This is a genomic window from Lentzea sp. NBC_00516 (genome assembly GCF_036346835.1).
In the GTDB taxonomy this organism is placed as follows: domain Bacteria; phylum Actinomycetota; class Actinomycetes; order Mycobacteriales; family Pseudonocardiaceae; genus Lentzea; species Lentzea sokolovensis.
In genome coordinates, this window is the sequence record NZ_CP107840.1 from 9,610,054 (window position 1) to 9,631,269 (window position 21,216).

Here is a 21,216-nt window from a genome sequence, read left to right on the forward strand (position 1 = left end):
TCACGCCACTAGCAGTTCAAGGCGCGTTCCACGTTGTGCTCGGCGATCTCCCGCATCGCGTCCCGGTGCGGGAAGTCGCCGTCCAGCAGGCGAAGCGGGCCCTCCACGAGGGACAGGTGCTGCGCCAGCCGGTAGAACGACATCCGTGCCGGATCGAGTCCGGCGACCGGCCGGTAGTGCGGGCCGAAGCGCAGTTCCAGGAACACGTGCTCCCACTCGACGTCGAAGAACATCACGCCCTCGATGTCGATCAGCACCGGCCGCCCGTCCGCCACGAGCACGTGGTCGGGGCCCAGCTCGCCGTGGATCAGCCCGTACGCCGTGCGCGGCTCGATCACCGAATGCCGTTGCCGCAGCTGGGTTTCCAGGCGATCGCGCTCGGCCGCGATCCGCGGCACCCGCTCGCAGCAGGCTTCCAGATGCCCGAGTGCCCGCTCCAGCACCACGTCCGGCGCTGGAGGCGCGTCCAAGGGTTGCAGCGCGCTCGGACGGCCGTAGCGCGGGCTCATGCGCTGGTGCATGGCCGCGAGGTCGTCCCAGAGGCGTTCGAGTGCTTCGGTTTCGTGGTCGAGCAGTTTTTCGAGGAACTCGGCGCCGAGGTCCTCGACCACGATCACGTCGCGGTCGACCAGCACCAGCCTCGGCACGCACGCCCCGGCCTCGGACAACGCGGTGTGCGCGGTGAGGAACAGGTCGCGTCCGCTCGCGTTGCCGAACAACGGATCGTGCTCGTGCGTGGGCCAGTAGTCCTCGGTCGCGCGCCACACGTAGGCGATGCCTGTCGTGCCGTCGTCGAGTGTCAGGCGGTAGACGCCCTTCTTGGTGCCGCCGTGCAGACGGACCACGTCGCTCAGGTCACGGCCGTACGCCGCCTGCGCGATGTCCGCGAGGTCGGCCACCCCCAGATGTGCCACACCGCGGAACATTAGTGGCGGGCACGTGAAACTGGTGCCAACACTTCTGGCGCGAGCGGACACGAACAGACATGACGACCGAAGACGACCGAGCGTTGTGGTCGCAGGCCGCTGGGGGCAATGCGCACGCCTTCGGAGTGCTGTTCGACCGGCACGCGAAGGCGGTCTACAACCACTGCTTCCGGCTGACCGCGTCCTGGGCGGAAGCCGAGGACCACCTGCAGGCCACGTTCCTGCTGGCCTGGCGCAAGCGCGACGACGTGCGGCTGGAGCGCGAGTCGGCGCTGCCGTGGCTGCTCACGGTCGCGACGAACGTGGTGCGCAACGAGCAGCGCTCCCTCAGCCGCCGGCTGAAGAACCTGCGGCGCGTCGGTGAGGAACGGCCGGTGCCCGACCACGCGGACCGGGTCGCGGAGCGCCTCGACGACCAACGGCAGATGAAGGACCTGCTCGACGCCGTAGCGGGGCTGCCGCGCAACGAACGTGAGGCGCTCGCGCTGTGCGTGTGGTCGGGGGTGTCGTACGCGGACGCGGCGGCGGTGCTCGGCATCACCGAAGGCAGCGTGCGGGCGCGGGTCAGCAAGGCGAAGTCGAAGCTCCAGCAGCACCGGGAGCTCGTGCACACCGGGGAGGACCGATGACCAGCATGCTTCCGCCCACCCGCGACCTGCCACCCGGTCGCCAGGCACGGATTCGCGCCGAGGTCGAACGCGCCGTGACCGGACGCAAGTCTCGCCGGCTGGCCGTTCCGATCCTCGCCGCCGCGGCCGTGATCGCCGTCGTCACCGCCGGCGTCGTGGTGCTCAGGCCGGTCCCGTCGCTGCCGCAACCGGCTGTCCACGTCACCACGTCACCACCGCCGAAAACCCCGGACTTCGGGGTGCCGCCGGAGACCGTCAAGGCGATCGAGAAGGGCTGTGCCGGGATCGCCGGGACCGGCGAGGCGAAGCTCTACCAGTTGCTCGACGGCGAGGTCCGGTGGGCGTTGCTCTACAGCGACAACTCCGCGCTGGACTGCACCATGGGCGTCGGCGGCATGGAGTACAACTCGGGCTTCTCCGGCACCGAGGTGAACTGGCTGCCCGGGCACTTCTCGATCGACCACAGCGGGGCGAGCTCCGGCGGCGACCTCAATCTGAAGCCCGTCTACGCCGGTGTGCCCGGCAATCGCACGGTCATCGGCAGGATCGACGACCGGGTGGCACGGATGACGTACACGATCGAGGGCAAGACCGTCGAGGCCACGATCGCGAACGGCACGTTCGCCGTCCGGATCTACTACCCGTCGAACTGGGTCATCCCGGACAGGCAGGAGCAGGGGATCATGCGAGCTTACGACGCGGCCGGCACCCTGATCGCCACCGACAGCGACATGTGGAACAAGTGCTTCGTCAACCCCGAGGGCAAGATCGTCCACGGCGACCGGCGGATGGACCCGCTGAAGTGCGAGCCGGCGCTCCCCTGGAAGCCGCGGTGAAGCTCACTACCGATCAGTACGACCAAGCGACATACTGGTTGGTATGACGACTGTGGCGAACTTCGGCGGCACCAGCCACCACGCGGACCTCGGCGGGCCCGTGCACTGGGTCGACTTCGGCGGACCGGCGGACGGGCCGCGCATCGTCCTCGTGCACGGCCTCGGCGGCTCGCACCTCAACTGGGTGCTGCTGGCGCCGTTGCTCGCGAAGAAGGCCCGCGTCACGGCCGTCGACCTCGCCGGGCACGGCCTGACCAACCCGGAGGGCCGGCGGACCACGGTCCAGGCCAACACGAGGCTGCTGGGCCGGTTCCTGCGCGAGGTCGTGGGGGAGCCGGTGATCCTGGTCGGCAACTCGATGGGCGGGCTGATCTCGCTCTTCCAGACCGCCTACGACCCCGAGCTGGTCAGGGGCCTGGTGCTGGTCGACCCCGCCCTGCCGATGGTGCTCGGGACGCGGCCCGACCCGGCGATGCTCGGCACGTTCTTCATGTACTCCGTGCCGGGCCTCGGCGAGCGGTTCCTGGCCAGGTCGAAGACCGTCCCTGCCCGCCGTCAGGTCGAACGCCTGCTGGAGATGGTCTGCGCGGACCCGTCGGGCATCCCCGAGGAGCTCAAGCAGGCCAGCGAGCACCTGATCGGCGAGCGCGCCAAGGTCGAGGGACTGGACAAGGCGTTCATCGAAGCCGCGCGCAGTGTCGTGTTCACGATCTCCAAGCGCGGCGCCTACCACGCGGCGATGTCCGAGGTCCGCGTACCGGTGTTCCTGATGAGCGGCGACCGGGACCGGCTCGTGAACGTCGCCTCCGCCCGGTTCGTGGCCCGCAAGTACCCGCATTGGCGCTACGACGAGTACGCGAACGTCGGTCACGTGCCCCAGATGGAGATTCCCGAGGTCGTGTCCGAGCGGGTCCTGGACTGGATGGACGCCAACCGCCTGAGCACGTCCGCGAGCTGACCCAGGGTGAGCCGCTCCCGCAGCACGGGGGCGGCTCCGGTCAGCACGAAGTGGTCGTCGAGCTGCTCGACGCCCGTCAACTCGATGCCGCGGGGCAGTTCCGGCACGGCGAACACGCGTGCGGGCAGCCACTTGTGCAGCCGCACGTGCAGCTCCGAGCCGACCAACTGGACGGTCAGCGGGAACCAACTGACCGGTTGTAACTCCGGAATGTCCGCGAAGTCCACTTCGACCCGGAACTCCACGGGCGACGACACCAGGACCGCGGGCGGGTTCACGTGCACGTCCCGGCACACGACGGTCGCGCGGCGAGCACGCCAGCGCGACCACCGCACGTCCTCCAGCTCGATGCGGACGTCGTCGACCTGACCGAGTGCCAGTCCGAGGGCGCCCAGCCGTGCGTCGAGTCCTACTACGGTCAGGTTCAGGTCGTGCGCGCCCGCCTGGACCGTCAGATCGTGTCTCAGGCCGTCGTCTCCGGCTTCACACCGTTGGCAGAGGAGTTGGTCGCCGCCTTGGTCGTCGCCCGCGGGGCACGAGGCTTGGGAGCGGGCTTCTTCGCCGCCGGTTTCGCGGCAACGGGCTTCGCGGCAACGGGCTTGGCAACGGCGGGCTTGCTGGCGGGCGTGGCAGCAGGCGCGGCGTCGACGATCTTCTGGGCGGTCTCCGCCCTCTCCGCCGCCTCGGCGGCCAGCGCGACCATCTCGTCGAAACCGGCGCGGATGCCGTCCGCGAGCAGCTGGACGTCCGGCACACCGTCGAAGTCGGCGTTGATGCCGAACGTGAACCTGTCGAGGTAGGAGAAGATGCCGACGGTGATCCGGATCGTGGACGCGATCGGCACGTACGGGAACATCTCCACGAGCGGCCGGCCGAGCATGTAGAGCGGGATGCGCGGGCCGGGGACGTTCGTGGTGACGGTCTGCAGGATCTGCTGCGGGAACCGCATCGCGGTCCGCGATCCCAGCGCCATCAGCGTCGGCGCGGCGAAGTTCGACAGGTTCGTGATGACGTCGGCACCGGCGGCCTGACGCGAGCTCTTCAGGTCGTCCATCTGCGCGCGAATCGACGCGAGGCGCTTCACCGGGTCCGCCTCGCCCACGGGCAGGTTCACCAGCACGGCGCTGACGCGGTTGTTCAGCTCGTTGTGCTGGTCGGACTTCCGCATCGACACGGGAACCATGGTCCGCACGACCATGCCCTCGGTCAGTTCGCCGCGCTTCTCCAGCAGATCCCGGAAACCACGCGTGATCGCCGTGAGGATGACGTCGTTGACGGTGCCGCCCGCGGCAACACGAATCTGTTTGATCTCGGCCAGATTCGCCCGTGCCCACACCCAACGGCGGTGCGGTCCGATCGGACCGTTCAAAGAGGTCGCCGCGCGCGTCACCAAACGCTTCGCCGTACCGGGAAGGGAACCGAGAACGGTCTTGCCGAAGTCCATGATCTCGCTGAGCGAGCGCACGTTCCGCGCCACGGCGGGCAACGCGGACAGGTGCTGCACCGGCGTCACGATGGCGTCACGCACGCCGTCGACCACCAGGTCGAACGTGGAGGGCTGCGGCTCCGGCTTCCACTCCTTCGGCTCCGGCAGCACGCTCTCCTGCCGGAAGTCCAGGATGAGCTGCAGCATGTCCGAACCGGACACTCCGTCGATCATGCAGTGGTGGACCTTGGAGATGATCGCCCAGCGACCGCCTTCGAGCCCCTCGACCAGCCAGGCCTCCCACAGCGGCTTCGAGTCGTCGAGCTTCTGCGCGAAGAGCCGGCCCGCGAGGTTGCGCAGCTGGTCCTCCCCGCCCGGCGACGGCACCGCGGTGTGGCGCACGTGGTAGAGGATGTTGAAGTGGTCGTCGTCGACCCAGACCGGACGACCGACGTGGAACGGCAGTGCCTTCACCTTCTGCCGGTAGCGAGGCACCTGGTCCATGCGCGCCAGGAAGAGACGGATCACGTCGCCGTAGGACGGGGCCGGCCCGTCGAAAACCAGGACGGAACCGACGTGCATGGGCACGTTCTCGTCCTCGATGAAGTAGAAGCTGGCGTCCAGAGAGCTCATCCGATCCACTTGAAAAAGAGTAGAGGACGAAAGCGTCTCAATCGACGTCCATGCAGGTGAGAGGCAGTGCACACCTGTGAGGTTGCCAACGTGTTACCTGTACGTGGCGAATCGAGACTCGAAAGTACTGGCAAAAAGATCGTTCACGAAACATCATGGACTCACTGGGCAACGACGTCCAGGGCGCCGGCTCGGGGTTGTCGACGTGTGGGGAGGCTCCTATGTCTGCCGTACCTTCGGACGAAGTCTTCGAAGTGTCTGCTGTTTCGCCCCTCCACCTCGTCAGAGGCAGTGCGCCCGGCCTGTTCTGGTACCTCACCGAGCCCACCCGCTGCGCGCTCGACGTCAGCGAGTTCGTGGCCACGCGCTCGATGTTGCGCGGCGCGCCGTCCGGTGACGGCCACCCGGTCCTGGTCTTTCCCGGCCTCGGTGCCGCCGACTCGTCCACGGTGATGCTGCGCCGTTTCCTGTCCGGTTTGGGCTATCAGGTGAATCCGTGGGGCCTGGGCCGCAACATCGGGCCGACGCGCAAGGCCGTGGACGGCATGCACGCCTTGGTGAAGAAGGTCTCGGACGCTCATGGCGGGCCGGTCTCCATCGTCGGCTGGTCGCTGGGCGGGATCTTCGCGCGCGAGATGGCACGCGACCACCCGCACCGCGTCCGCCAGGTGATCACCATGGGTTCGCCGTACAACATGAGCGATCCCGTGCAGTCACGGGCAATGCCCGCTTTCGCGTTGTTCTCCCGGCTGCACATCCCGAAGGACGAGTTCCCGCCGCTGGAGTCGACGCGGCCGCCGATCCCGGTGCCCGCCACGTCGATCTACTCCAAGACCGACGGCATCGTCTCGTGGGAGTCGTGCGTCGAGGAACCGGGACAGCGCAAGGAGAACGTCCAGGTGTCGTCCTCACACCTGGGATATGGCTTCAACTCCAGCGTTCTGTGGGTCGTCGCTGACCGGCTGGCACAGGCGGAGGGCACGTGGGCGCCCTTCGCCGCGCCGCCCGGGATGGCCCGCCTGTACCCGCGCGCCGCCTAGCACGGTCGTTCGTCCGAGTAGACGACCAGCGTCTGGTCGGGCCGCTCGGCGAGGTGGAAGGCCGTGTAGGCGTAGTCGAGCGGTCCGAGTCCGGGGTGCCGCAAGCGTTTCCGGCCGCCGTGCCGGGGCTGCACGTCGTAGAGGGGCCACCAGGTGCGCACCTCCTGGCTGGCCTCGTGCAGGTCGTCGATCAGGCGGGTGAACCGCTCGTCGGCGGGGTGCTGGCCGGCGAGCGCGCGCAGCCGGGCGAGCAGGCCGCGGGCCTCCAGTTCCCAGTCGATCAGGACGTGCCGCGCCTCCGGATCGGTGAACACCCAGCGCGCGAAGCTCGGTTTCTCCTTGCGGAGACCGGGAAAGAGCTCGGCCGCCGCCTCGTTGTGACTGAGCACGTCGTAGGTGGCGCCGATGATGAACGCCGGATGCGGGTCCAGAAACTCCGGTACCGCAGCCACTTCGGCGGCCAGCGGGTCTGCTTCCAGGGTCTGCGGCCTGGTGTGGCCCGCGAGCCGGAGCAGATGGTCCTTTTCGGACGGATCGAGCCCGAGTGCGGAGGCGAGCGCGCCGAGCACCTGGTCGGACGCCTGCACGTCGCGGCCCTGCTCCAGGTACGTGTACCAGGTGGCGCTGATCCCCGCGAGCACCGCGAGTTCCTCCCGACGCAGGCCGGGGGTCCGGCGCCGGCCCGTGCGCGGCAGACCCGCCTCGGCCGGGGTGAGCCGCTCCCGCCGGCTGCGCAGGAACGCGCCCAGTTCGTGCCGTTGATCGGCCGTTCTCCGCATTCTGGCACCTCCAGTACCAGAATAAAGGGGCTCTGGATACCAGGCTGAGGCTAGCGCAGTCTGGGTTCATGGCAATCAAGGACAAGGTCGTGGCGATCACCGGCGCCAGCAGCGGGATCGGGGAGGCGACCGCTCTGCTGCTCGCGGAACGGGGCGCGCGCCTGGTGCTCGGGGCACGCCGGTCGGAGCGTCTCGCGGACCTCGTGGCCAGGATCGAGAAGGCCGGCGGCACGGCCGTGCACACGCGCACCGACGTGACTCGCCGCGAAGACCTGCATTCGCTGGTGGCACTCGCCCGCGAACGGTTCGGGCGGCTCGACGTGCTCGTCGGCAACGCTGGGGTCGGCCCGATCTCGCCGCTGGACGACCTGCGCGTCGACGAGTGGGACGAGATGGTCGACGTGAACATCAAGGGCGTGCTGCACGGCATCGCGGCGGCGCTGCCGGTGTTCCGCGAGCAACAGGCAGGGCACTTCGTCACCACCGCCTCCACGGCCGCGTTCACCGTCGTGCCGGCCATGGCGGTTTACGCGGGCACCAAGGTCGCGGTCCGGTCGATCTGCGAGGGCCTGCGTCAGGAAGCGGGTCCTTCGGTGCGGGTGACCACGGTGTATCCGGGTTTCGTGCACACCGATTTCGCGGAGGCGTCGAGCAACACCGCTGTGCGGGAACGGATCGCGGGCATGCGGGACGAGATCGCGATCCCGCCCGACGCGATCGCCCGCGCCATCGCGTTCGCGATCGAGCAGCCGGCCGACGTCGACGTGAACGAGATCGCCGTGCGGCCGACTGCCCAGGCTTAGCTACTTGGTCATCGGCTTTCCGTTGCCGGTGACGTTGGTGAACTTCAGTCCGTCGACGTTCTTGACGGTGTTGGTGGTGCTGTCGAGGCCGTTGAACTTGGAGTCGCGCAGGTCGAGGCCCTTGACGTGCTCCTGCGCGAGGCCGGACACGTCGAGGACCTTGGAAGCCTTGGTGCAGCTGGAGTTCGAGACGGAGAACGGCCCGAACCTCGGCACGTTGCCGCCCGTCTGCGAGTTGTAGGTCGTGGTGACGTAGATGAACGCGCGCCCGAAGACGCCGGACACGCTGTCCAGGTTGATGTTCTGCGAGAAGCCGCCGCGCTGGGTGTTCGACTTGACGTACAGGGCGAACTTGGTGGCGTTGACGCAGTTCAGCCGGTAGCCGTAGACGTTGCGGATACCGCCGGTCTGCTCGGAGCCGCACGTGATGGCGCCCCAGTTGCCGTTCATGCGGCAGTTGACGACGACGATGTTCTGGCACGGCACGTTGATCCTGCGGCCGTCCTCGTCGCGGCCCGACTTGATCGCCACGTTGTCGTCGTGCGCGCCGAGGTCGCTGTTGGAGATCACGACGTGGTCGCACGATTCCGGGTCGCACGCGTCGGTGTTGTTGGCGGACGTGGTCGGGTCGGTGTGCACGTCGTCGACCGTGACGTTCTTGCAGAGCGTGGGATGGATCTGCCAGAACTTGGGGTTCTTCAGCGTGAGGCCCTGGATCAGCACCGCGTCGCAGTCGTAGGGCTCGATGAACGTCGAGCGCATGTTCTTGCCGGAGCCGGGAACCACGCGCTTCTCGGGCGGGGTTCCCTTGGCCACCAACGACTCCAGGTACGACCGGTCGCTGCCCTTGTTCCAGCCACCGGTGGCGCCCGCGTCGAGCGTGCCCCTGCCGGTGATGGCGATGTTGGTCTGCTTGTGCGCGTAGACCATGGGGGAGCGGTTCATGCACTCGATGCCCTCGTAGCGCGTGAGCACCGTCGGGAACTTCGAGGCGTCGCCGGAGAACTTGAGCAGCACGCCGTCCTCGAGGTGGAAGTCGACGTTGCTCAGCAGATGGATCGCGCCCGTGACGTAGGTGCCGTTCGGGACGATCACGTGCCCGCCGCCCGCGGCGTTGCAGGCGGCGATGGCCTTCTTGAACGCGTCGGTGTTGTCGGTCTTGTTGTCGCCCTTGGCGCCGTAGGCCGTCGCGTCGAAATTTCGGTCCGGGAACGACGGGAGTTTCGTGTTCCGCACGATCTCGTTGGCGGCCGGCCAGGGCAATGTGGGGACAGCGACCGCGAGCGCGGTCGCTGTCAGGGCCGGTGTTGCGACCGCGGCCACGATGGTGGACTTCATCAGCAGCCTGCGGTTGATCCTGCCGTCCATGCGTCCTCTTCCGGTGGGAGGCGTGACGGCGGCGGTGTGTTACAGAAAGACTGTAAACGTTTGCGCTGGGTCAGCGGAAGGCGTTGCGCGTGTAGGTGAGGCTGAAGGCGCCCTTGTTGCCGAAGTACTTGTCGATCACCAGGGCCGGATCGGTGGCCAGGTAGCCGCGGTAGATCGCGCCGTCGTTCTGGTCGTCCCAGCCCCACGGCGCGTTGGCGGCGTTGTCCTTGCCGTTGTCACCGCGGAAGGTGCCGAACGACGAGTAAGTCTCCGCGTTGTTGCGGCGCGCCCACATCCCGTTGGCGTCGAGGGAGTTCACCAGGCGGTAGCCGACGCTGCGGTCGTTGCCGCCCGACGGCACCTCGCCGGTGGTGGCGGGCTGGTAGATCACGCCGTCGCCGCCGGGGAAGTCGGTGCCGCTCCAGCGGTACAGGCCGTGGCCCTTGGCCTCCTGGAACGTGGCGGGGCGGCCGTTGACCAGCAGCAGCGTGCCGTCGATGGTCTCCGAGCCGTTCTGGTACGGCGACCCGGCGGGCACGTAGGAGTAGAAGTCGCTGTGCGCCACCGTGACCGCGGCTTCGAGCTGGCCGAACCCGGCGTCCTTGCGGACGACGAACAGGGTGCCCTCCAGGTCGTTCTCGTGGGTCCTGGTGCCGAACGGGTCGGGCTGGTCGTCCCAGTCGCGCGGGTGGAAGAAGCTGTAGACGAGGAACCAGTGCGTGGACGTCTCGACCACCGAGTAGTACGCGGCGCCGGTGAGTTTCGCGAGCTGGGTCTGGTTCTCCCAGTTGTTCAGCGTGTTCCAGTCGCCGTCGAAGTCCACAGAGGACAGGTAGTCGGCGTCTGCGTCCGAGTCGTCGGTGTCCTGGTGGTGGACCGGCGCCCAGTGCAGCGCCAGGTCGTAGTCCGAGACCGCGGCCTGGGCGGGCGCGGTGAGGGCCGTGGTGAAGAGAGCGACGGCCAGCAGGGAGGCACGGATCGTTTTCACGACGCCGGAGGTTAGCTGTAGATGGTGACCGTCAGGCGGGGGTTTGAGCGAAAGTCTGTCGACTCGTAGGCGACGCGCGCGAGTGGCATCGACCCGGCCGCCGCGGTCAGCGTCGTCTCGATCTCGTGGCGTTCGTCCTCGGTCAGGTACGCCCAGAACGAGCTGTGCCAGATCACCGTGTACGTGCCGCGCTCTTCTGGCGGCACGAGGTTCTCGCGCAACCACCGCCCGGCGGGGGAGCGCGCGACCTTCACGCCGACCTTGGCGGCCAGTTCGATGGCGTCGTCGAGGTCCCACCGCAGCGCGTCGTGCTCGGGCGGGATGAACGAGTGCAGGATCATCGCGTGCTTGGGGTCGGCGGGATCGCGTGGCTGCAGGTCGCAGCCGGCCCTGTCGACGATCTCCAGGTTCGGCGGCTGCGGCCCGACCGCGGCCAGCCGCACCGGCGAGTCCTTGTCGCCCCACTCCCAGCCGAGCCCGAACCAGCGGTAGTGGTCGAGGATGAGGTTCAGCCCGGCGCACGCACCGAGTTCGAGTAGCCGGACCTTCGGCGCCCCGATCATCGTGAGCCCGCGGAGCAGGAACCCGGCCGTCTTCGGCTGGTGCTGCTGGACGGTCCGGTCGAGCGCGGCCAGGATCTCGCCCGCGTTCTCGACGATCGCGCGCCGTGCCGCCAGCCACGCGAGCAGCGCCGTGGAATCGGACTCCCCGGCCATCGCCGCCGCGTGCGCGCTCGCGAACCGCTGACTGAGTTCCGGCGCCTTGCCCGACAACATCAGCAACCGCACGCCCGCGAGCGCCTGGATGCCGAACAGCGGGCTGTGCACGGCACTGTGCGAACACAGCAGGTCCGCCACGGGCCCGCCCCGGTCGAGTTCACTGGCGAGTTCGGAGAGGATGCGCGCGGACACCGGCGCACTGGTGCGCAACCGCACCGCGAGCGTGCGCAGCGTGGAAGCGCCGATGGCGGCCGCGGTCACGTTTCCTCCCCTCCCCGGCAGAGGGACCTTACAAGGAGGTGAACGCAATACCACCCAGCTGAGACCGCGCGAGCCGTCAGAAGGCGGTAGGTATCGTGCGGCGGGTGAGCGAGTTCCTGGAGCTGTCCGCGGCCGGTCCGGTCGCCACGTTGACGATCAACCGTCCGGCCAAGCGCAACGCGATGTCGTACGAGATGTGGTCGGCCATCCCAGGGCTCCTGGCTGACGTTTCCGCAGATGAGAGCATCCGCGCGCTGGTGATCCGGGGCGGCGACCACTTCTCCGCCGGCGCCGACATCGCCGAGTTCTCCACGTTGCGCCGGGGTGCTGAGGGCGCCGCGCACTACGGCGAGGCGGTGCACAACGGTGAACGCGCCATTGCCCAGCTGGACAAACCCACGATTGCCGCGATTTCCGGTTTCTGCGTCGGCGGAGGCTGCGAGATCGCCCTCGCCTGCGACATTCGGGTGGCATCTTCCGATGCCCGATTCGGCATCACGCCCGCGAAACTCGGCATCGTTTACAACTTCACGTCCACGAAGGCGTTGGTCGACGCGGTGGGCCCGGCCTGGGCGAAGCAGATCCTGTTCTCGGCCGATCTGATCGATGCTTCGACGGCCCTGCGGATCGGGCTCGTCAACGAGGTCGTCGAGTCCTTGGACGCCCGCGTGAAGGAACTCTCCGAACAGATCGCGGGCCGCGCGCAGGTGTCGGTGCGGGGCGCCAAGAAGATCATCAACTCGATCACCGACGGCGGGCACGAGGACGACTTCGTGCGCGCGCTGTACGCGGAGGCCGCCTCCAGCGCCGACTACGCCGAGGGCGTGACGGCGTTCCTGGAGAAGCGACCTCCGCGGTTCTAGCGTCTAGAACACCTCGGCGGCGATCGTGGTGTCCGCGCCGTGCCCGGTGTGCACCACGGTCTCGCCGGGCAGCGTCAGCAGCTTCTCCCGGATCGACGCCTCGATCGTCGGCCGGTCCGAGAACGACCGCCCGGTCGCCCCAGGTCCACCCTGGAACAGCGTGTCGCCCGTGAACACCGCGCCCAGCGACGGCACGTAGAAGCACACGGCGCCAGGCGAATGCCCTGGCGTGTGCAGCACGTGGATCTCCTCGCCTGCCACCGTGAGCACCTGGCCGTCTTCCAGCGCCTGGTGCGGGATCACGCCCGTATGCGTCAGGTTCCACACCACGTGGTCGGCCTGATGCAACGCCAGCGGCGCACCGGTGGCGTGCGCCAGGTCCGGCGCGACCCGGACGTGGTCGTCGTGCGCGTGGGTCAGCAGAATCGCCACCACGCGACGCCCGCCCACGACCTTGAGGATCGCGTCCACGTCGTGCGGGGCGTCAATGACAACGCACTCATTGCTGTCCCCGATGACCCAGACGTTGTTGTCGACGTCGAAGGTCTCGCCGTCCAGCGAGAAGGTGCCGGACGTGACGGTGTGATCAACGCGAAGGGTCATCAGAACACCACGACCGATCGCAGGACCTCGCCGCGGTGCATCTTCTCGAACGCGCCCTCGACGCCGTCCAGCGGGATCTCCTCGCTGACGAACGCGTCCAGGTCGAAGCGGCCCTGCTGGTACAGGTCCACCAGCATCGGGAAGTCGCGCGTGGGCAGGCAGTCGCCGTACCACGAGGACTTCAGGGCGCCGCCACGCGAGAAGAAGTCGATCAGCGGCATCTCGAGCTGCATGTCCGGCGTCGGAACGCCCACCAGGACAACGGTTCCGGCGAGGTCGCGGGCGTAGAACGCCTGCTTCCACGTCTCGGGACGGCCGACCGCGTCGATCACGACGTCCGCGCCGAACGAGTCCGTCAGGTCCTGGATGGCGACGACGACGTCGTCGACCTCGCGTGCGTTGATGGTGTGCGTGGCGCCGAAACCCTTGGCCCACTCCAGCTTCTGCGGGTCGGTGTCCACCGCGATGATCTTCGCGGCACCGGCGAGGCGGGCGCCCGCGATGGCGCCGTCACCGACACCGCCGCAGCCGATCACGGCCACCGAGTCGCCGTGGCCCACACCACCCGTGTTCATGGCGGCGCCGACGCCGGCCATCACACCGCAGCCCAGCAGGCCGACAGCGGCGGCGCGGGCGGACGGGTCGACCTTCGTGCACTGTCCGGAGTGGACCAGGGTCTTCTCCACGAACGCGCCGATGCCCAGCGCGGGGGACAACTTCGTGCCGTCCACCAACGTCATCGGCTGCGACGCGTTGAACGTCGAGAAGCAGTACCAGGGCTTGCCACGACGACAGGCGCGGCACGTGCCGCAGACCGCGCGCCAGTTCAGCACGACGAAGTCGCCGGGCGCCAGGTCCGAAACGCCTTCACCGACCGACTCCACGACGCCCGCGGCCTCGTGGCCGAGCAGGAACGGGAAGTCGTCGTTGATGCCGCCCTCGCGGTAGTGCAGGTCGGTGTGGCAGACACCGCACGCCTGGATCTTCACCACTGCCTCGCCGGGACCGGGATCGGGCACCAGCACCGAGGTCAGTTCCACCGGTTGTCCCTTGCCCCGGGCGACGATGCCCTTGACCTCTTGCGCCACTGCGACTCCGTCCTCAGTTGATCAGTGTCGTGCCTTCGAACTTGCCGAGTTCTTCCCGGTAGAACTCAATCCCTACACCGTTGGGGTCGCGGATGTACAGGCTGTCCTCGACGCCGCGGTCGGGGCCCAGGTACTCGATCCCCGCCTCGTCCAGCTTGGACTTGATCTCGTCGAACCGCTCGGGGGAGGTCGACAGGGCCAGGTGCTGAACGGCGCCGATCGTCTCGGAGAACGGCGGGTGGTCGTGGCCGGGGAAGTCGAAGAACCCCAGCAGGTTCTTGGCCCCGAGGTCGAAGAAGAAGTGGCTGGAGCCGTTGTAGTCGCGGTTCTCCACGAGCTCGACCAGCGGGAAGCCGAGGAACTCCTGGTAGAACCGGATGGTCTCCTCGACGTCCTTGCAGATCAACGCGATGTGGTGAACGCCCTGCGTGGGCGACCCGCCCCGTTCGGCGAGCGGCTTCACGTACCTCTTGCGCAGCTCGTCGCGCTTGGCCCGGATCGCGGCGAGGTCATCACCCTCTGGCTGTGGCATGCGCGTCAGAGTAGTTGAGGATTCAAACGTCCGCAGGCCTACCCGGCGATGCCCTCGAACTCCACCGCGTCGGCCCGGGAGAGCAGTGTGGCCTGCAGGAACGCCACCGAGGCCGCGGGATCCAGGCGGGCCTCGACCTGCGAAAGATCACCCGGTTGCCGGGCGTAGATCTTCAACGACGACACGTCGTGCAGCCCGAACCCGTCGTCGACACCCCACTGGGCGAGATTCGCCGTGCTCATCAGCTCCTCGGCGTCGTCGAGCGAAGGAGCCGAGAAGTACAGCCGCCCGTGCGCGTAGACGCCGCGCGCGCCGCTGGGGGAGATGATCGTGACCGGCTCGCCCGTCCGGCAGGCCAGGAAGTGGAACGCGATGCCGCCGCCGAGCGAGCCGACGACCGTGGCGGCGGTCAGGCCGCTCCACGTCACCGGCCGCCGCGCGAACGCCTCCGCCTGGCCCAGCAGGAACTCGCGGTAGGTCCGGGGGCTGAGGTCCTGCAGGTAGTTCCACATCCGGAAGACGTGGTGGTAGCCGAGCTTGCCGGCCAGTTCCAGCGCTGCCCGGAACGCCAGCCGGCCCGCGTAGGTGTGCTCGTCGCACGGCGGGATCCGCCCGGCGCAGAACAGGTACTCGCCGTCGTGCGCATAGGCGATCGCCTTGTGCTCACCGGATTCCACGCCGTGCGCGCTCGTCCAGACCTCCGCGAAGCCACTGCCCTCGTCGGCCAGATGCACCGTCAGTTCCGGATACCCGGCCTTCACCACGGGGTTGAAGGACGTGCCGGCGAACTTGACGACCCCCAGTCGTGAACGGGCCGGGTCGTCCGGAACGGCGGTGAGCGGCTCGAACGTCGAAGACAGCGCACGAGCCCGCACCTGACGAGTCATCACTGGCCTTTCCCAGGGGACCGGGCCAGATTAGGACGCCATCAGATCGTCCGCACCTACGCGTCTTGTTTGGACGGACAGGTGCTCAATCTTCTTCGTCACCGGGCCATTCGCCCGTCAGCTTCTGGAAACCCTTGGCACCGCCGCGGTCGATGGCGGCCTTGACCAGGCCGAAGATGGCGCCCTGCAACGCCGCCGCCATCAGCACCTCGGTCCAGGCGCGGTTGCGCATGGTGGCGCTGGGCGCTTCTTTGTCGCCCGCCACGAGTTTCCAGATCTGACCGAAGATCGCGCTTGCGAGGAAGCCTCCCAGCGCGCCGACCAGCATTCCCAGCGGGCGGTACAGGAGCTTCATCGGTTCCTCCTCGAGATCGCCCAGATCGCCACGATGAGCGCGATCAGAGCCGCTGCCATGGCGCCGGGGTGGCGACGAGCCTTCTCGACCTGGACGGCGACGGGCTCGGGCAGCGAGTCGACCGCCTGGTTGGTGGCGGCGGTCATCTTCGCGACCGTCTCGTGTGCCTGCTCCTTCACCCGGACGGCCGTCTCCTGGGCCTGTCCCTTCACCCGCTCGGCCGTCTCGTGCGCCTGCTCCTTGACCCGGCCGGGCACGTCCACCTTGTGCGCCAACGCTTCCACGGTCTCACCCAGCTCGCGCCGGGTGCGTTCGACGTCGCGCTGCAGCTCTTCCTTGGGGTCGCTCATCGGTGCGCACTCTCCTTGATCGTCGCGATGTCCTGCTGGACGTTGTCCATCGCCTGCCTCGGCACCGGGGGCGCGGCCTGCTTGACCTGGCCCTTGCCCACGAGCGCGAAGATGCCCGCGAACAGCAGAAGGGCGGCCGCGACGATCAATGCGGCCGCCCACGGCGGTACTACGAGTGCCAGCAGCAGGATCAGGCCCGCGACGACGCTGAGCCCACCCCACCACGCGAACACGCCGGCCGCGCCGAACATCCCGGCGCCGACACCGGCGTGCTTGCCCTTGTCCTTCAGCTCCGCGACAGCGAGACGGATCTCATCGCGCGCGAGCCTGCTCACCTGCTCGGACAGCTGGTGTACCAGCTGTGCGGTCGACGTGTCGGTGTTCATGCACGTCAGGTACCCACAGGTGCGGTAGACCAATCAGCCCTGCTGGGCCTGCGCCTCCGCGACCTTCGCGTGGACCTCTTCCATGTTCACTTCGCGCGCCTGCTGGATCAGGTCGTTCAGCGCGGGTGCGGGCAGCGCGCCCGGCTGCGAGAACAGCACGACGCCTTCGCGCACGATCATCAACGTCGGGATCGACCGGATGCCGAACGTGGCCGCGAGCTCCTGCTGCGCCTCCGTGTCGACCTTGCCGAACACGATGTCCTCGTTCTTGTCCGACGCGGCCTCGTAAGTGGGCCCGAACGCGCGGCACGGACCGCACCACTCGGCCCAGAAGTCGACCAGGACGATGCCGGAGCCGTCGGAGTCACCGACCACCTCGTCGAAGTTCTCCTTGGTCAGCTCGACCGTCGCCATGTTGGTCCTCCTCGTTTGCTGGGGGCACCCGATCCAACGGAGCAGAGGCCGATGGAATTCCCCGCGTGCTCCCGGTCACGCCTGGTTTCAACTTTTTGTGGACGTCTTCAACTGGACGTTGTACGGTCCCCGCCATGAAGCCGCGCCTGCTCGTGACCTCGCTGCTCGTACTGGGGCTCGCCGCCTGCGGGTCCACGTCTGACCCCGCTCAGACGTCCACGCCTCCGTCGTCCGACCTGGGCTCGGTCAAGAAGGACGACGCGCTCGCCGCGCTGCTGCCGCCCGAGATCGCCTCGGCCGGCACGTTGAAGGTGGGGTCGAACATCCAGAACCCGCCGAACAACTTCTACGACCAGGACGGCAAGACGCCGCTGGGGTCGGAGGTCGACCTGATCAAGGCGATCTCCGCGAAGCTCGGGCTCAAGGCCGAGCACAGCGACATGGCGTTCAGCTCGCTGATCACCAGCCTGGAGACCGGCCGCGTCGACGTGACGATGGCCGCGATGAACGACACCGCCGAGCGCCAGCAGAAGATCGACTTCGTCGACTACTTCACCTCCGGCATCACGATCATGGTGCAGAAGGGCAACCCGCAGGGCGTCAAGTCGGTCGACGACCTGTGCGGCAAGGGCATCGCGGTGAACCTGGGCAGCTCGCAGGAGCAGTTCGGCAAGGAGCAGAGCCAGAAGTGCCTGGCCGCCGGCAAGCCCGAGGTCACGCTGAGCGTCACCGACAGCGACACCGGCAACCAGAACCAGCTGCGCACCGGCCGCGTCGCCGCCATCCTCAACGACCTGCCGACCGCCGTCTACGTCGCGAAGACCGCGGGTGACGGCAAGTACTTCGAGGTCGTGCCGCTCGCTCCGATCAACGGCGGCCCGTACGGCATCGGTGTCGCGAAGAAGAACGCCAAGCTGTCCGAGGCGATCAAGGGCGCGTTGCAGTCCCTGATCGACGACGGCACCTACGAGAAGATCGTCACCACCTGGGACATCAAGCAGGGTGCGATCACGAAGGCCGCGATCAATGGCAAGTGATCTCCAGACCAGTGAGCTCCAGCAGGGGGAGCTCACCGTCGTGCCGCTGCGCCACCCCTGGCGGTGGTTCAGCGGCGCGATGATCCTCCTGGTCATCGCGGGGCTCGGCTGGGCGATGGCCGAGGCGCAGATCCAGTGGGAGGACGTGCCGGGGTTCTTCACGCACCCCGTGATGCTCGAAGGCCTGCTCAACACCATCGTGCTGGCTCTGGCCGCGCAGGGTGGCGCGATCCTCCTCGGCGTGATCGTCGCGTTGATGCGACTGTCGGCGAACCCCGTCGCGCGGTGGTTCGCGGTCGGCTACATCTGGCTGTTCCGCGGCCTGCCGGTGCTGCTGCAGATCCTGATCTGGTTCAACCTCGCGCTGGTGTTCCAGAACATCAGCATCCCGGGGCTGTTCTCCGTGCCCACCAACGTGGTCATGACCGCGTTCGTCGCGGCGCTGCTCGGCCTGGGTCTCAACGAGAGCGCCTACATGGCCGAGATCGTCCGCGCGGGCCTGAGCAGCGTCGACGAGGGCCAGACCGAGGCAGCCAAGTCGATCGGCATGACGCCGCTGACGACGTTGCGCCGAGTCGTTCTGCCGCAGGCGATGCGCGTGATCATCCCGCCGACCGGCAACAACTTCATCAACATGATCAAGGGCACCTCGATGGCGTCGGTGATCGCCTTCCTGGAGCTCATCCACGCCGCGAACAACATCTCCTCGCGCAACCTGGAGATCATGGAGACCCTGTTCGCCGCCGCGGCCTGGTACCTCGTGATGGTGTCCGTCGCGTCGATCGGGCAGCACTACCTGGAGCGTGCTTATGGCCCTCGTTGAGTCGATTGGGGTCCGCAAGTCGTTCGGCCACACCGAGGTGCTCAAGGGCATCGACCTGGAGGTCGAGCGCGGCGAGGTCGTCTGCCTGCTCGGGCCGTCGGGTGCGGGCAAGTCGACGTTCCTGCGCTGCGTGAACCACCTGGAGACGATCGACGCCGGCCGGATCTGGGTCGACGGCGTGCCCGTCGGGTTCCGTGCCGCGGGCGGGAAGCTCTACGAACTGCGCGAACGCGACGCGGCCCACCAGCGGCGCGACGTCGGCATGGTGTTCCAGCGGTTCAACCTGTTCCCGCACCGCACGGCGCTGGAGAACATCATGGAGGGCCCGGTCCAGGTCCTCGGCCGGAACCGGTCCGAGGTGCGCGCGGAAGCGTTGGCGCTGCTGGAAAGGGTGGGACTGTCCGAGAAGGCTTCCGCCTATCCCGGCCAGCTCTCCGGTGGTCAGCAGCAACGTGTTGCGATCGCGCGTGCCCTGGCGATGAAGCCCAAGCTGATGCTGTTCGACGAGCCCACGTCCGCGTTGGACCCGGAGCTGGTCGGCGAGGTGCTCGACGTCATGACCTCGCTCGCCCGCGACGGCATGACGATGATCGTGGTCACTCACGAGATCGGCTTCGCCCGCTCGGTCGCCGACCGCGTGGTGTTCCTCGTCGACGGCGCCGTGGTGGAGAGCGGCACGCCGGCCGACGTGCTGGACAATCCGCAGCAGCCGCGCACGCAACAGTTCCTCGCAAAGGTGCTCTGAGTTGATCGACGCCCCGTACCTCGCCCAGTTCCGCGAACCGGAGGGGTATCTCGACTTCGCCCGCTTCGGCCCACCGTCCCTGGCGGTGGTGACGGCGACCTCGCGCCTGATGGAACAGGCGTCCCTCGCCGGTCCGTCCACTGTGGACACGCTGATGCGCGAGGAACAACGGGTGAAGGCCGCTGTCGCGCGGTTGTGCCGCACCGACACCGACCACGTGGCCCTGGTGCCGAACACGTCGATCGGCCTGTTCCAGGCGGCCTTCGGCCTGTCGGGCACGGTCATGTACTCGGCCGCGGAGTTCCCGTCCAACACCTATCCGTGGGTGCGGGCGGGACTTCCGTCGGTCGTGCTGGACGGTCCCGTGCATCCCGCGGCCGTCGCAACCCATCTGACCGGTGACGTTTCCGCTCTGTCGGTGTCCTCTGTGGACTTCCGCACCGGCTACCGCGCGGACCTGGCGACGTTGCGCGAGGTCGTCGGCGATCGCCTGCTGATCGTGGACGGCATCCAGGGCTTCGGCGTCGTCGACGAACCGTGGGAACTGGCCGACGTGCTGGTCGTCGGTGGCCAGAAGTGGCTGCGGGCAGGCTGGAGCACCGGTTTCGTCGTGCTGTCGGACCGCGCCCTGGAGAGGCTGACGCCGGTGTTGTCGGGCTGGACCGGCGCCGTGGACGCGGGCCTGTTCGACGACTCGGTGCACGCCGCCGCCCCGGACGCCGCCTCGTGGAACATCACGAACCTCTCCCCGGTCGTGTCCGGCGCCTTCGCGGAAGCACTGGAACTCGTCGAACTGGCCGGCGTTTCCTCGCTGGACTCGGCGGTGAGCGAGATCGTCGCGGAGGTCGAGGAGATCGTGCTGTCGAGCGGCGGCAAGATCGTGTCCGCCCGCGAACGCCGCGCCGGCATCCTCGCTTTCACCATGCCCGAAGCCGCCTCAGTGGTCGGGGAAGCGTTGAACGCCTTCGGAATCACCGCCACGATCCGCCCCGAGCATGTCCGCCTGTCCCCGCACGCCACCACCTCACGCGCCACCCTCGAACGCCTGCGGGCCGCCCTGAAGTCGTTGTCCGCCTCGGCTTCCTCCCCGATCCCGGCTGCGCTGTCCGCGCTGGTGCCGACCATCGACAGCCTCGCCTCGGCCCTGGGCCCGGACACCGAGGTCGTCGTGCACGACCTGTCCAGGCTGCCGAACTCGATCATCGCGATCGCCGGCTCGCTGACCGGCCGCCAGGTGGGCGGCCCGATGACAGACCTGTTGCTGGGCCTCGTCCGGCGCGGCACGACCACCGACATGCCCGGCTACGAGACCTACGCCCCGGACGGCCGCGCGATCTGGTCGTCGACGACCTTCGTGCGCGACGCGGCCGGCGTGGCCGTGGGCTGCTTGTGCGTCAACAAACTCGCGGCACACGAGGCTTCCGGGCCCGTGGAGTCGTTTCCACAGGACGTGGACACGCTTCAGCGCGTGCTCGTCGAGAAGGCGATCGCCGACATGGGCGTGCCCGTCGAGCTGATGAAGAAGGTGCACAAGTCGCAGGTCGTCCGAGTGCTGGACGAGGCGGGCTTCTTCCTCATCCGCGACTCGGTCGACCACCTGGCGGGCGTCCTGGAGGTCACCCGCTACACGATCTACAACTACCTCAACGAGAACCGAGGGACCTGAGCAGGTTCCGGTGGCGCACCGCTCGTTCGGGTGAGAACAGTCCCGGTCCCCGGTTCGCGTTCCGGTGGAGTCTGGGAGCTTTCCCGTAACTTACGTCTTCC

25 protein-coding genes are annotated in these 21,216 nt (G+C 68.1%); 10 read left to right on the forward strand and 15 right to left on the reverse strand.

The window, feature by feature from the left end:
• Positions 1–8 precede the first annotated feature (8 nt).
• A complete protein-coding gene (locus tag OG205_RS44845) occupies positions 9–914 on the reverse strand; it encodes a phosphotransferase (RefSeq protein WP_330273816.1) in 906 nt (301 codons plus the stop codon).
• A 71-nt stretch (positions 915–985) separates the two neighbouring features.
• Between OG205_RS44845 and OG205_RS44850 the strand changes: the two genes are divergently transcribed.
• The 3 genes from OG205_RS44850 to OG205_RS44860 are packed head-to-tail and all read left to right on the forward strand — an operon-like array spanning position 986 to position 3,349.
• The gene (locus tag OG205_RS44850) at positions 986–1,555 is read left to right on the forward strand and encodes an RNA polymerase sigma factor (protein WP_330273817.1); all 570 of its coding nucleotides are present in this window, start codon (positions 986–988) and stop codon (positions 1,553–1,555) included.
• On the forward strand, positions 1,552–2,391 hold the full coding sequence (locus tag OG205_RS44855; RefSeq protein WP_330273818.1) for a hypothetical protein: 840 nt from the start codon (positions 1,552–1,554) through the stop codon (positions 2,389–2,391). Before OG205_RS44850 ends, OG205_RS44855 begins: the two co-directional genes overlap by 4 nt.
• A 43-nt stretch (positions 2,392–2,434) precedes the next feature.
• Entirely contained in the window at positions 2,435–3,349 is a 915-nt protein-coding gene (locus tag OG205_RS44860) for an alpha/beta fold hydrolase (protein ID WP_330273819.1), read from the forward strand.
• On the opposite strand, the gene OG205_RS44865 is transcribed toward OG205_RS44860, so the two are convergent.
• Positions 3,259–3,684 (reverse strand): hypothetical protein, encoded by a 426-nt coding sequence (locus OG205_RS44865; protein WP_330273820.1) that lies wholly within the window; start codon positions 3,682–3,684, stop codon positions 3,259–3,261. The two genes, OG205_RS44860 and OG205_RS44865, sit on opposite strands and share 91 nt — an antisense overlap.
• 128 nt (positions 3,685–3,812) lie before the next feature.
• On the reverse strand, positions 3,813–5,408 hold the full coding sequence (locus tag OG205_RS44870; RefSeq protein WP_330273821.1) for a WS/DGAT/MGAT family O-acyltransferase: 1,596 nt from the start codon (positions 5,406–5,408) through the stop codon (positions 3,813–3,815).
• 221 nt (positions 5,409–5,629) lie between these two features.
• On the opposite strand from OG205_RS44870, the gene OG205_RS44875 reads away from it, so the two are divergent.
• On the forward strand, positions 5,630–6,448 hold the full coding sequence (locus OG205_RS44875) for an esterase/lipase family protein (protein WP_330273822.1): 819 nt from the start codon (positions 5,630–5,632) through the stop codon (positions 6,446–6,448).
• On the opposite strand, the gene OG205_RS44880 is transcribed toward OG205_RS44875, so the two are convergent.
• Complete coding sequence (locus OG205_RS44880; protein WP_330273823.1) at positions 6,445–7,227, reverse strand: helix-turn-helix transcriptional regulator; 783 nt, start codon at positions 7,225–7,227, stop codon at positions 6,445–6,447. The two genes, OG205_RS44875 and OG205_RS44880, sit on opposite strands and share 4 nt — an antisense overlap.
• A 68-nt stretch (positions 7,228–7,295) precedes the next feature.
• Here OG205_RS44880 and OG205_RS44885 point away from each other — a divergent pair, with 68 nt between their 5' ends.
• The gene (locus tag OG205_RS44885; RefSeq protein WP_330273824.1) at positions 7,296–8,030 is read left to right on the forward strand and encodes an SDR family oxidoreductase; all 735 of its coding nucleotides are present in this window, start codon (positions 7,296–7,298) and stop codon (positions 8,028–8,030) included.
• Here the strand turns inward: OG205_RS44885 and OG205_RS44890 are convergent, their stop codons facing one another.
• The 3 genes from OG205_RS44890 to OG205_RS44900 form a co-directional block, all read right to left on the reverse strand.
• The gene (locus OG205_RS44890; protein ID WP_330273825.1) at positions 8,031–9,398 is read right to left on the reverse strand and encodes a glycoside hydrolase family 28 protein; all 1,368 of its coding nucleotides are present in this window, start codon (positions 9,396–9,398) and stop codon (positions 8,031–8,033) included. It lies immediately after the preceding gene.
• Positions 9,399–9,468: 70 nt separating this feature from the next.
• The gene (locus OG205_RS44895; protein ID WP_330273826.1) at positions 9,469–10,386 is read right to left on the reverse strand and encodes a hypothetical protein; all 918 of its coding nucleotides are present in this window, start codon (positions 10,384–10,386) and stop codon (positions 9,469–9,471) included.
• 11 nt (positions 10,387–10,397) lie between these two features.
• Positions 10,398–11,366, reverse strand: a complete 969-nt coding sequence (locus OG205_RS44900) for a DUF2332 family protein (RefSeq protein ID WP_319978930.1) — start codon at positions 11,364–11,366, stop codon at positions 10,398–10,400.
• Between the two features lie 104 nt (positions 11,367–11,470).
• Here OG205_RS44900 and OG205_RS44905 point away from each other — a divergent pair, with 104 nt between their 5' ends.
• On the forward strand, positions 11,471–12,229 hold the full coding sequence (locus OG205_RS44905) for an enoyl-CoA hydratase/isomerase family protein (protein ID WP_330273827.1): 759 nt from the start codon (positions 11,471–11,473) through the stop codon (positions 12,227–12,229).
• 3 nt (positions 12,230–12,232) lie between these two features.
• Here OG205_RS44905 and OG205_RS44910 read toward each other — a convergent pair whose 3' ends face one another.
• The 8 genes from OG205_RS44910 to trxA form a co-directional block, all read right to left on the reverse strand.
• Complete coding sequence (locus tag OG205_RS44910) at positions 12,233–12,832, reverse strand: MBL fold metallo-hydrolase (RefSeq protein WP_330273828.1); 600 nt, start codon at positions 12,830–12,832, stop codon at positions 12,233–12,235.
• Positions 12,832–13,920, reverse strand: coding sequence for an S-(hydroxymethyl)mycothiol dehydrogenase (locus OG205_RS44915; protein ID WP_330273829.1), 1,089 nt, complete (start codon positions 13,918–13,920; stop codon positions 12,832–12,834). Before OG205_RS44915 ends, OG205_RS44910 begins: the two co-directional genes overlap by 1 nt.
• A gap of 13 nt (positions 13,921–13,933) precedes the next feature.
• On the reverse strand, positions 13,934–14,452 hold the full coding sequence (locus tag OG205_RS44920) for a VOC family protein (RefSeq protein ID WP_330273830.1): 519 nt from the start codon (positions 14,450–14,452) through the stop codon (positions 13,934–13,936).
• A 38-nt stretch (positions 14,453–14,490) separates the two neighbouring features.
• On the reverse strand, positions 14,491–15,339 hold the full coding sequence (locus tag OG205_RS44925; RefSeq protein WP_330278373.1) for a chorismate transformation enzyme, FkbO/Hyg5 family: 849 nt from the start codon (positions 15,337–15,339) through the stop codon (positions 14,491–14,493).
• Between the two features lie 85 nt (positions 15,340–15,424).
• Positions 15,425–15,694 carry a DUF4235 domain-containing protein gene (locus OG205_RS44930; protein ID WP_330273831.1) on the reverse strand — a complete coding sequence of 90 codons (270 nt, stop codon included), beginning with the start codon at positions 15,692–15,694 and terminating at the stop codon, positions 15,425–15,427.
• A complete protein-coding gene (locus OG205_RS44935) occupies positions 15,691–16,044 on the reverse strand; it encodes a DUF3618 domain-containing protein (RefSeq protein WP_319978938.1) in 354 nt (117 codons plus the stop codon). Before OG205_RS44935 ends, OG205_RS44930 begins: the two co-directional genes overlap by 4 nt.
• Entirely contained in the window at positions 16,041–16,430 is a 390-nt protein-coding gene (locus OG205_RS44940; RefSeq protein ID WP_086665100.1) for a phage holin family protein, read from the reverse strand. Before OG205_RS44940 ends, OG205_RS44935 begins: the two co-directional genes overlap by 4 nt.
• A gap of 33 nt (positions 16,431–16,463) precedes the next feature.
• Positions 16,464–16,844, reverse strand: coding sequence for a thioredoxin (gene trxA, locus OG205_RS44945; RefSeq protein ID WP_319978940.1), 381 nt, complete (start codon positions 16,842–16,844; stop codon positions 16,464–16,466).
• 134 nt (positions 16,845–16,978) lie between these two features.
• Between trxA and OG205_RS44950 the strand changes: the two genes are divergently transcribed.
• Genes OG205_RS44950 through OG205_RS44965 form a run of 4 tightly spaced genes read left to right on the forward strand, consistent with a single transcriptional unit; the run spans position 16,979 to position 21,115 of the window.
• Positions 16,979–17,881 carry an ABC transporter substrate-binding protein gene (locus OG205_RS44950; protein ID WP_330273832.1) on the forward strand — a complete coding sequence of 301 codons (903 nt, stop codon included), beginning with the start codon at positions 16,979–16,981 and terminating at the stop codon, positions 17,879–17,881.
• Positions 17,871–18,704: an amino acid ABC transporter permease gene (locus tag OG205_RS44955; protein ID WP_330273833.1), complete on the forward strand. Its 834-nt coding sequence runs from the start codon at positions 17,871–17,873 to the stop codon at positions 18,702–18,704. Before OG205_RS44950 ends, OG205_RS44955 begins: the two co-directional genes overlap by 11 nt.
• Positions 18,691–19,449: an amino acid ABC transporter ATP-binding protein gene (locus OG205_RS44960; RefSeq protein ID WP_442916696.1), complete on the forward strand. Its 759-nt coding sequence runs from the start codon at positions 18,691–18,693 to the stop codon at positions 19,447–19,449. The genes OG205_RS44955 and OG205_RS44960 overlap by 14 nt, the downstream gene beginning before the upstream one ends.
• Before the next feature lies 1 nt (position 19,450).
• Positions 19,451–21,115: an aminotransferase class V-fold PLP-dependent enzyme gene (locus OG205_RS44965; protein ID WP_330273835.1), complete on the forward strand. Its 1,665-nt coding sequence runs from the start codon at positions 19,451–19,453 to the stop codon at positions 21,113–21,115.
• Positions 21,116–21,216: the final 101 nt, after the last annotated feature.